Genomic DNA, 10,609 nt, shown 5'->3' with positions numbered 1-10,609 from the left:
GTCACCATCGTGTCTCTGGAATCCGGCTCGATCAAAAGCTGGGACGAGAAGGACTGGGGCGAGAGCATTGACGTCGACATTACCGTCGACAAGGCCCGTGAAGCCGATTTCGATGCACTGGTTCTGCCGGGCGGACAGATCAACCCGGATCTGCTGCGGGTCGAAGCCAAGGCGGTCGATTTCGTGAAAGCCTTTTTCAACGCCGACAAGCCGATTGCTGCCATTTGTCACGCACCGTGGCTGCTGATCGAAGCGGATCTGGTGCAGGGCCGCAAGGTGACCGGCTACAAGTCGATCAAGACCGACCTGATCAATGCCGGTGCAAAGTTCGAAGATAGCGAAGTGGTGGTCGACAATGGCCTGATCACATCGCGTCACCCCGGCGATCTGGATGCTTTCAGCGCCAAGATCATCGAGGAAGTGAAGGAAGGCCTGCACAAGCGCGCGAGAAAGGCGGCCTGACCGGCTAACCGGCAAAACGGCTGGATCACAGGGCACCAGCTGCGCCTGACCGGCATCACAAATGTTGCCGCAGAGCGCAGGGCTGGCGCATCTTATCCTGTCGAACCATCGGCTTGCCTCAATCGCCTTAACAAATCCGGTCAACACTTTTTAGCCATTGGTGACAGATTTCAACCGCAATTTTTGTATTATTATGGAGTAAAAGATATGAAGAATTTTCTGACCCTGATGACCGGCGCCGCGTTGCTTGCTGCTACGCCTGCGCTGGCCCAGGACGCCGCACCGGCTGTCGAAGCCGAGGTGGGCATGAAAGTTTACGGACCCAATGGCGGTGAAGTGGGCATGGTCGAATCGTTGAGCGATGGAGTTATCGTGGTGGACACCGGCACGAACAAAGCCGCGCTTGGCACCGATGCCTTTGCCACGGCCGACAATGGCCTGGCGATCATGATGACAAAGGCTGATCTGGATGCTGCGGTGGAAAAGGCCAACGCTGAAGCCAAGGCGCAGCTGCTGGCCAGCCTGACGCCCGGCACCGAAGTGAAATCCGTCAACGGCAATGCGGTGATTGGCACCATCGCGGGAAATGATGCGGAATTCGTTACCGTCGATCATGAAGGCCAGGAAGTGAAGCTTCCGGTTGATGCCTTCATGACCCAAGCCGATGGCGCAGTTGCGATCTCGATGACCGCAACCGAGTTTGATGCCGCGGTGGCCGGTGCCAAGGCGCCCGCGACAACGACCGCCCCTACAGAGTAAGGCGATTGCACTGACGGCGACTGGACCCGGGTCTTGTCGCCGTCAGTTGCTATATTTCAAGCCCAGTTCATACATGGCAATCGCTGCCTGCGCCGCCTCGCCGCCCTTGTTCTTGCGCGTCTTGTCGGCCCGGGCCAGCGCCTGCTCTTCATTCTCCACCGTGACAATTCCGTTGCCGATCGCCGCTCCATCCATGGTCAGCGCCATGATCCCGCGGGCGCTTTCGCCAGCGACAATTTCAAAATGATAGGTTTCGCCGCGGATCACCACGCCGATGGCGACGAAGCCGTCATAGAGATCGCTGTCGATCGCTAGCGAAATGGCGGCAGGAATTTCCAGTGCGCCGGGGACGGTCAGCAGGTCATGTTCGTGACCAGCCGCTTGCAGCGCGTCGGTGGCGCCTTCGATCAGCATATCGTTGAGATGGTCGTAAAAACGCGCTTCGACGATCAGGAATTTTGCCATTTTCTGTTTCTTTCCGTTTCTTCTGCTCCTTTTCGTGGAGCATTGATATTAATTGCTACGCTGCTTCCGGCTCTTCGGCCGGCACCGCACGCTGCCCGATAATCCTGAGGCCATAGGCGTCGAGCCCGACCAGATCATGGCTGGTATTGGTCAGCAATTCCATGTCGTGCACGCCCAGTTCGCTGAGAATCTGGGCACCGACGCCATAGTCGCGCAGCTGATCCATCGCTGGCGGCTTGCCGCCACTCAGGCTGCGAACCTGCCGCGAATAGAGATCGGGCACGCGCGGGCTGATGAACACGATGACGCCTGCGCCATCCTCACCGATGATCTTCATCGATTCCTGCAGCATGTTGGCGCGGCCGGTGTCCTGCCCGAACAGGTCGGGGAAGATCGCGGTCGCGTGCATCCGCACCAGCGTCGGCCGGTCGGGATCGACATGGCCCTTCTGCAGCACGATCTGCTCGCTCTCGGTAGCCGTGTTGTAGAAGGTGATGGCGTTCCATTCGCCGCCCCAGCGGCTGGTGAAGCGCGCTTCCTCGCGGCGCTCGGTCAGATGGTCGTGGCGCAGGCGATAGGCGATCAGGTCGCGGATCGTACCGATCTTCATGCCATGATGCTGGGCAAATTCGATCAGGTCATCGAGCCGCGCCATCTCGCCATCATCCTTCATGATCTCGCAGATCACCCCGGCCGGATTGAGCCCGGCCAGCCGCGAGACGTCGACCGCCGCTTCGGTATGCCCGGCCCGCACCAACACGCCGCCATTGCGCGCCTGTAGCGGAAAGACATGACCGGGGGTGACGATCTCGTCCTTGCCCCTGGTCCGGTCGATCGCAACCGCGACGGTGCGCGCCCGGTCGGCCGCACTGATTCCGGTGGTGACGCCGTCGCGCGCCTCGATCGAGGTGGTAAAGGCGGTCTCATAGGCGCCGCGATTATTCTGGCTCATCATGTCGAGGCCCAGTTCCTCGACCCGGTCGCGGGTCATCGCCAGACAGATCAGGCCGCGGCCATATTTGGCCATGAAGTTGATCGCATCAGGGGTCGCCATCTGCGCCGGGATGATCAGGTCGCCCTCATTCTCGCGGTCCTCGTCATCGACCAGAATATACATGCGGCCGTTGCGCGCCTCGTTGATAATTTCTTCCGCCGTCGCCATCACGCCACGGCCGCCGCGCGCCAGATAGGATTCCAGCTTGCCCAGTGTTTCCGCGGTCGGGTTCCAGTCCTCCTGCCCCAGGCTGCGCAGGCTATTGGCGTGCAGGCCGGCGGCGCGGGCCAGGCCGGCGCGGGTTTCCTTGCCGGAGTCGATCAGTTCGATCAGTTGCTCGATCAATATTTTGCTCATGGTTTCGCCTTTGCAATGTGATATGGCGAATCGAATATCACATCCTAATGTGACACGTCTAGGTTAAATATCACATTGGCTTCACATGCTGTGTTTCACGATAGTCTTGCTTTACAGACACGTCCGTTTTTAATTTCTGTGACCTTTGTGCCAAACCCTAGGATTTCGGCTAATCCGGGTCCAGCTATCACGCGCCGAGTGTGACCTTTCATCCGGGAGGGGAATCCGGATCGCGCGAGTGATTGCGAAGATAAGTGCTCAGCGGGCGTGTAGGAAAGGGAAAAGGGGGATGATCTCGCAACGGGAGTGCAGTGGCGAAGCAGGCTCAGATCGAAGATCTCCCGAGATCTTCCATGCACACCCGGTATTTTTAGCCCGTCCTTTTTGAAGGAGGGGTTGGGGTGGTTTCGCTCCTCTGAAAGGCGTCCCTCAATTGTAGCGCCAAAAGCACGCGTCAGCGCTTTCGCTACGCGAGCGATGCTGCGCATCGCCACCACCCCAACCCCTCCTCTGAAGAGGAGGGGCTATCTATGCCTGTTACCGCTCCCGCTCTCTCACCCCACCGCCTTTCCATTTGACCGGAACCTTTCCCTATCCAATACGCTATCCCATGATGGCGAAAGCGAAACACTGGATCGAGCCGCATCCGCAGGGCATTTATGTGCGCCCGGCCGACATATGGATCGATCCGTCGGTGCCGAAGAAACATGCGGTGGTGACCCATGGCCATGCCGATCATGCGCGCGGCGGGCATGGCGGGGTCTGGGCGACGCCGGAGACGCTGGCGATCATGGGGCTGCGCTATGGCACGGATGCCGGAACGCCGGTCGCTTATGGCGAGGGGTTCGAGCGGGGCGGGGTGCGGTTCAGCCTGCATTCGGCGGGCCATGTGCTGGGGTCGGCGCAGGTATTGATGGAATATGAAGGCGAGCGGGTTGTAGTGACCGGCGACTTCAAGCGGCGGCCCGATCCGACCTGCGCGCCGTTCGAGCCGGTGCCTTGCGATATTTTCATTACCGAGGCGACCTTTGGTCTGCCGGTGTTCAGACATCCGCCGATCGTCGGCGAGCTGGAAAAAATCTTTGCCCGGCTGAAAGCGCAGCCGGATCATTGCCTGCTGGTCGGCGCCTATGCGCTGGGCAAGGCGCAGCGGGTGATTGCCGAGCTGCGCCGCGCCGGCTGGGACCAGCCGATCTATCTGCACGGCGCCATGGTCAAGATGTGCGAACTCTATGAAGAGCTCGGCGTGTCGCTCGGAGAATTGCGGCTGGTGATGGACACGCCGAAGGAGGAGATGCGCGGCCAGATCATTATCTGCCCGCCTTCGGCGCTGATCGACAAATGGAGCCGCCGATTGCCTAATCCGGTGACCGCCATGGCATCCGGGTGGATGCGGGTGCGCGGGCGGGCGCGGCAAAGGGGCGTGGAGATTCCGCTGGTGATCTCCGACCATGCCGACTGGGACGAGCTGACCGCTACTATCCGCGAACTGGCACCAAGGGAAACCTGGATCACCCATGGCAGCGAGGACGGGCTGCTGCGCTGGTGCGAGCTGCACCAGATCAGGGCGCGGGCGCTGGCCATGGTCGGGCGCGAAGAAGGGGATGACGGCTGATGCGGCGGTTTGCGGCGCTGATTGACAGTCTGATCTACACGCGGTCGCGCAACGCCAAGCTGGCGGCGATCGCCAGCTATTTGCGCGAAACGCCGGATCCCGATCGCGGCTGGGCGCTGGCGGCGCTGACCGACAGCCTCGATTTTCCGGCGGTCAAATCCTCGACGATTCGCACGCTGGCCGGGACGAGGATTGATCTCGAACTGTTTCGCCTGTCGCGCCATCATGTTGGCGATACCGCCGAAACCGTTGCGCTGATCTGGCCGGAAGTGCCGAACCGGGAGCAGGGCGATCCGAGTGTCGACGAAGTGGTGCAGGCGCTGTCCGCCGCCACGCGCGCCACGGCGCCCGATATTGTCGCATCCCTGCTCGACAGCATGGATGCGAACAGCCGTTATGCCATGCTCAAGCTGGCGGTTGGCGGGATGCGGGTCGGGGTATCGGCGCGGCTGGCGAAAACCGCCTTCGCGCAGGCCTTCGCCGTGCCGCTCGACGATGTCGAGGAATTGTGGCACGCGCTCGATCCACCTTATCAAGCGCTATTTCGCTGGGCAGAAGCGGGTGGCCCGCGTCCCGATCTGTCGGCCACGCCGTTCTTCCGGCCGTTCATGCTGTCCCATCCGTTCGAGGGCGAAAGTCTCGATCTCGGCGAATATGCGGTCGAGTGGAAATGGGATGGCATCCGCGTGCAGGCCGTGCATATGGGCGGTGAGACCCGGCTCTACAGCCGCGGCGGCGATGATATCAGCGCGGCCTTTCCCGATGTCGTCGAGGCGTTTGACCGCGACGGCGTGATCGACGGCGAGCTGCTGGTCCGCGGCACCGACCAGGGCGGCGAGGCGGCCAGTTTCAACGCGCTGCAGAAGCGGCTGGGCCGGAAAAGCGTGTCGAAGAAAATGCGCCAGGAATCGCCCGCCTTTGTCCGCGTCTATGATCTGCTGATGGACGGGGACGACGACCTGCGGCTGTTGCCGTGGCATCAGCGGCGCAACAGGCTGGAAGCCTTTGTGCCCAGGCTGAATCCCGATCATTTCGATCTGTCAGCGGTGGTCGAGGTCGATGATTTTACCGCGCTGCAGGATATGCGCGCCGGTGCCCGCGATGCGGCGATCGAGGGCGTGATGCTGAAGCGCCGGGACAGCCCCTATCTGGCGGGCCGGGTCACGGGCCACTGGTACAAGTGGAAGCGCGACCCGCTGAATGCCGATTGCGTGATGATGTATGCCCAGCGCGGCAACGGCCGGCGGGCTTCTTTCTATTCCGACTATACTTTCGGCTGCTGGACCGAGGAGGGCGAACTGCTGCCGGTCGGCAAGGCCTATTCCGGTTTTACCGACGAGGAGCTGAAGTGGCTCGACCGCTTTGTCCGGCAGAATACATTGAACCGGTTCGGTCCGGTGCGCGAGGTGGCAAAGTCGCTGGTGCTGGAAGTTGCGTTTGATTCGATCCACGAGAGCAAGCGCCACAAATCCGGCCTCGCCATGCGCTTCCCGCGGATTCACCGGATCCGGAAGGACAAGCCTGCCGAGGAAGCAGACCGGATCGCGACCTTGGCCGCGATGGTGCGTTGAGCATTGCCGCGAAGCTAGGCGGTATTCAGAGCTTCCCGGCCCTCCTGCTGCTTTTTAAGCCGCCTCGTGACCGCAAGCGGACTGCCGGTCTGGCGGCCCAACAGATAGTAGAAGGCCGGTATCACCACCAGCGTCAACAAGGTGGAAACCGCGACGCCCCAGACGATCACGATGCCAATAGCCTCCCGGCTGGCCCCGCCGGCTCCGGTCGCGAGCATCAGCGGCACCGCGCCGGCGATGGTGGCGATCGACGTCATCAGCACCGGACGGAAGCGCCGCTTGGCCGATTCGAGGATCGCCGCTTCAAATTCCAGCCCCTCGTCGCGCAGCTGATTGGCAAATTCGACGATCAATATGCCATTTTTCGCGGCCAGCCCGACCAGCATGATCAGCCCGATCTGGCTGTAGAGATTGAGTGTCCCCCCCATCACCGTGAGTCCCAATATGCCGCCACCGACGGCAAGCGGCACACCGAGAATGATGATCAGCGGACTGACGAAGCTCTCGAACTGCGCGGCCAGCACCAGATAGACCAATATGATCGTGAAGCCGAGGATGAGCCAGATCGAACCGCCGGTCTGCCGGAGCGCCCGGCTCTGTCCTTCATAGCCGATCGCAACCACTTCCGGCAGCGACCCCGCTTCCCGGTCGAGGAAGTCCAGTGCTTCACCCAGCGAATAGCCTTCGCCGACCGTCCCTTCGAGGGTGATCGCCCGCAGCTTGTTGAACCGGTTGAGTTCACCAGGCTCGGCCCGGCTGGTTAGAGTCACCAGGCCCGACAGCGGCACCAGATTGTCCTCCCGGCCCCGCACATAGACATTGGACAGATCTTCTGCCGTCACCCGGTCCTCCGCCTCGGCCTGCATGATCACGTCATATTCTTCGCCGCGATCGACATAGGTGCCGGCGTTGCGCGAGCCCATCATGGTCTCCAGCGTGCGGCCGATTTCCTGCACTGAAACGCCCAGATCGGCGGCGCGCAGCGTGTTGACATTGACCACCAGTTGCGGCCGGGTTTCCTTGTAATCCGATTCCAGCGTGGCGATGCCTGGATATTCGTCGGCGGCCACGAACAGGGCATCGCGCGCGCGGGTCAGCTCTTCATAGCTATCCCCGGCAATGACGAAACGGATCGCCTCGCCGCCGCGGCCACCGATGGTCGAGCCACCGGAAACAAACACGCGCGCCGAGGGATAATCGCGAAACGAGCCATTGAGCGCGGCCACGGTTTCCGCCGTGGTCATGTCGCGTTCTGCCCAGGGCTTGAGGAACATGATGATCCGCCCGGACGAAAAATCGCCCGATGGGCCGAACGAACCGGGCGCGCGGAACAAGACGCGGCGCAGCGGCCCGTCTTCCTCGGTATAGGGCAATGCGATCTCTTCCAGGTCCAGCATCACCTGGACCAGCCGGTCCCAGCCAGCGCCTTCGGAAATCGATGCACTGCCAAACATGAAGCCGGTATCTTCCGGCGGCGCGACCTCGCTTTTCAGCGTTTGCAGCCCGATCACCGCGAACAGAGCGGCCAGCCCGAAGGCAATCCCGCCGAGCAGGAGGGGGCGGCGAAGCCAGCGTGACAACAGACTCTCGTAGCCGGTGCTGGTTTTCTGAAACTTGTCATCGACATAACGGCTGAGCCTGGTTTCACCGCCGCCTTTCTTGAGTATTTTCGAGCACATCACCGGAATCAGCGTGAGCGCGACAAAGGTGGAAATGCTGACCGCGACAATCATGGTGATCGCCAGTTCGCGGAACAACAGCCCGGTTTCGCCGGGCAGGAACATCAGCGGCACGAATACGGCGATCACCACCGCGGTGGTCGCGAGGACGGCAAAGCCGACCTGCCGGGCTCCTTCAAACGCGGAGATCAACCGGCTCTCGCCGCGCTCGATTCGCGAATAGATATTCTCCAGCACGACAATCGCATCATCGACCACCAGACCGATCGCCATCACCAGCGCCAGCAGGGTGAGCAGATTGATCGACAGGCCGAGGAGCCAGAGGATGAAGAAGGTCCCAATCAGCGAAATCGGTACGGTCACGGCAGGAATGATCGTCGCCCGCACCGAGCCCAGAAACAGATAGATGACCGCAATCACCAGGATCGCGGCAAAAGCGAGCGTTTGCCAGACATTGTCGATCGCCTTGGCGATGAAGACGCTGCTGTCATAGCTTACGGCCAGCTCGACGCCGGATGGCAGCAGTGGCGTGATTTCTTCAATCCGCTTCTTGATGTCATTGGCAACCTGCAGCTCATTGGCGCCCGACTGCCGGATGACGCCCATGCCGACACCGGGTTGTCCGTTGGACCGGAAATGGGTGTAGACATTTTCCGGTCCCAGTTCGACCCGGGCCATATCGCCGAGACGCAGCAAGGCGCCATCCTCGGTCCGGCGGATCACCAGCGCCTTGAAATCGTCGACGCTGCCATAGGCTCTGGCGACCCGGACGGTGAGATTGAGATCCGAGGATTCTACCCGGCCCGCCGGCAATTCGACATTCTCCCGGCGCAACGCGGTTTCGATATCATTGGGCGAGATGGCGTTGGCGGCCATGGCCTTGCGGTCGAGCCAGATGCGCATCGCCGGACGCGATGCACCGCTGGGCTGCACGCGCGCCACGCCGTCAATCGACGAAAAGCGGTCGACCAGGACCCGGTCGGTATAATCGGCCAGCCACAGGGGATCGCGGCCCTCTCCAGTCAGGTTCAGCCACATGAATGGCCGCGCATCGGCGTCGACCTTGTTGATCTCGGGCGGATCCGCTTCCTCGGGAAGATTGTCCAGCGCGCCGGAGACCCGGTCGCGAATATCATTGGCGGCGGAATCGACGTCGCGGTCGGGCGCGAATTCGACGGTGATGTCCGAACGGCCGTCGCGGGACGAGGAACGGATCATCTCGATACCCTCGACCCCGGCGATGCGGTCTTCCAATATCTGGGTGATCCGCGATTCGACGACATTGGCGGCGGCGCCGGGATAGTTGACATCGACCGAAACGATCGGCGGTTCGATCGCCGGATATTGCCGCACGGGCAGGGCGAGAAACGCGACTATCCCGGCCAGAACCAGCAGCAGGCTCAGGACGATGGCAAAAACCGGTCGCTTGACCGAGACGTCGGATAGGATCATCGGCCTGCGTCCCTAACTGCCGTCAGCCGACGGCTGCGGTCTTGCTGCGTCCACGGGCGCCTTCTGGCCGCGGATAACCGCCTTCACCGGCGCATCATCGCGGACCTTGACGGTGCCGTCGGCAACAATCTTGCTGCCCAGCTGGATGCCGCTGCGGATTTCGACCATTCCCTTGGAACGCAATCCGACTTCGACCGGCGTACGCCGTGCAATGCCTTCCTTGTCGACCCGGAACACATAATTCTGGTCACCCTGCGCCAGCAAAGCCGTTTCCGGGATCGCCAGGCCGGTGCGTGTGTCCGATACGATCCGGACCGACATCAACATGCCGGGCCGCAGCAGCCGCGCCTTGTTGGACAAGAGCGCGCGCACGGTGAGGCTGCGCGACAACGGATCGACCAGCGGACTGATATTGTCGATCGTGCCGTAAAATATCTGATCCGGATAGGCGACGGATCTGGCTTCGATGACCTGTCCGGCTGCAACCGCGGTCAGAAAATTCTCGGGTATGGTGAAGTCGAGCTTGATCGAGGAAATATCGCTGATCGTTGCGATCGGACTGCCGGACGTGACGACCGTGCCGGGCGAAACCGTACGCAAACTCAAGACACCATCAAATGGCGCGCGAATGACCCGATCGGAAATGCGCGAGCGAATCGCATTGGCCTCGGCCCGGGCGCTGTCGCGCAGAGCGGTCTGCTGATCGACCGCTGCATTGGTGGCGAAGCCGCGCTCCTGCAGCGTCTGCAACCGGTCCAGCTGCTGGCCCGCCTCGCGTGCCCTGGCTTCCACCGCGACGAGGTCGGCAGATTGTTCCCCCCGTGACAATTGCGCGATAACGGCGCCGCGACGAACGATAGCGCCATCGGCAAAGCCAATGCTTTCGATTCGATCGGTCACCGGAGAGGTGAGGATGGTTTGCTCATTGGCAAAGGCCGTCCCGACCGCTTCAATCGCACTGACAAATTCCGCCTGGGTGACCGTGCCGCCGACGACCACAGGCACACCGCCCCGATCCCCGCCATCACCAGCGTCGCCGCAGGCCGCTAAAGCAAGGGCCAATCCCAATGAGAGCGCGCGCTTGATCGACATTTTTTACACTACCCTAAACTTCGGCCAAATTTATCCCTGTCTAAAGGATGCGCAGAACAAAAACCAAGTTAAACATTCGCCATCAGGTTGACCATTTTCGCTGCCGATTAGAATATGTACCAAAGGGCCGGTGCCGAACGCTGGGGGGCGCCGGTCGGTGAAC

Annotated in this window: 8 protein-coding genes; 4 read left to right on the top strand and 4 right to left on the bottom strand. The window is 61.6% G+C overall.

Features of this window, described 5'->3' with window-relative positions; genetic code table 11:
* Together ACEW8J_RS03110 and ACEW8J_RS03105 are read left to right on the top strand one after the other, a co-directional pair.
* On the top strand, window positions 1–462 hold a 462-nt coding region (locus tag ACEW8J_RS03110), incomplete at its 5' end, for a type 1 glutamine amidotransferase domain-containing protein (RefSeq protein WP_373490171.1).
* Between the two features lie 207 nt (window positions 463–669).
* Window positions 670–1,221 carry a hypothetical protein gene (locus ACEW8J_RS03105; protein ID WP_373490170.1) on the top strand — a complete coding sequence of 184 codons (552 nt, stop codon included), beginning with the start codon at window positions 670–672 and terminating at the stop codon, window positions 1,219–1,221.
* Between the two features lie 42 nt (window positions 1,222–1,263).
* Here ACEW8J_RS03105 and ribH read toward each other — a convergent pair whose 3' ends face one another.
* Together ribH and ribB are read right to left on the bottom strand one after the other, a co-directional pair.
* A complete protein-coding gene (gene ribH, locus ACEW8J_RS03100) occupies window positions 1,264–1,686 on the bottom strand; it encodes a 6,7-dimethyl-8-ribityllumazine synthase (RefSeq protein ID WP_373490169.1) in 423 nt (140 codons plus the stop codon).
* A 55-nt stretch (window positions 1,687–1,741) separates the two neighbouring features.
* Complete coding sequence (gene ribB, locus ACEW8J_RS03095; protein WP_373490168.1) at window positions 1,742–3,037, bottom strand: 3,4-dihydroxy-2-butanone-4-phosphate synthase; 1,296 nt, start codon at window positions 3,035–3,037, stop codon at window positions 1,742–1,744.
* Window positions 3,038–3,650: 613 nt separating this feature from the next.
* On the opposite strand from ribB, the gene ACEW8J_RS03090 reads away from it, so the two are divergent.
* Both ACEW8J_RS03090 and ACEW8J_RS03085 read left to right on the top strand, forming a co-directional pair.
* A complete protein-coding gene (locus ACEW8J_RS03090; RefSeq protein WP_373490172.1) occupies window positions 3,651–4,652 on the top strand; it encodes a ligase-associated DNA damage response exonuclease in 1,002 nt (333 codons plus the stop codon).
* A complete protein-coding gene (locus ACEW8J_RS03085) occupies window positions 4,652–6,223 on the top strand; it encodes a cisplatin damage response ATP-dependent DNA ligase (RefSeq protein WP_373490167.1) in 1,572 nt (523 codons plus the stop codon). The genes ACEW8J_RS03090 and ACEW8J_RS03085 overlap by 1 nt, the downstream gene beginning before the upstream one ends.
* A gap of 14 nt (window positions 6,224–6,237) precedes the next feature.
* Here the strand turns inward: ACEW8J_RS03085 and ACEW8J_RS03080 are convergent, their stop codons facing one another.
* Together ACEW8J_RS03080 and ACEW8J_RS03075 are read right to left on the bottom strand one after the other, a co-directional pair.
* On the bottom strand, window positions 6,238–9,354 hold the full coding sequence (locus tag ACEW8J_RS03080; RefSeq protein ID WP_373490166.1) for an efflux RND transporter permease subunit: 3,117 nt from the start codon (window positions 9,352–9,354) through the stop codon (window positions 6,238–6,240).
* 12 nt (window positions 9,355–9,366) lie between these two features.
* On the bottom strand, window positions 9,367–10,446 hold the full coding sequence (locus ACEW8J_RS03075) for an efflux RND transporter periplasmic adaptor subunit (protein WP_373490165.1): 1,080 nt from the start codon (window positions 10,444–10,446) through the stop codon (window positions 9,367–9,369).
* Window positions 10,447–10,609: the final 163 nt, after the last annotated feature.

Origin of the sequence: Parasphingorhabdus sp. (genome assembly GCF_041748495.1) — a bacterium.
Taxonomy (GTDB): Bacteria; Pseudomonadota; Alphaproteobacteria; order Sphingomonadales; family Sphingomonadaceae; genus Parasphingorhabdus.
The sequence above is the reverse complement of the archived record's forward strand: the minus strand, read 5'-3'. Positions and strand labels throughout refer to the sequence as shown.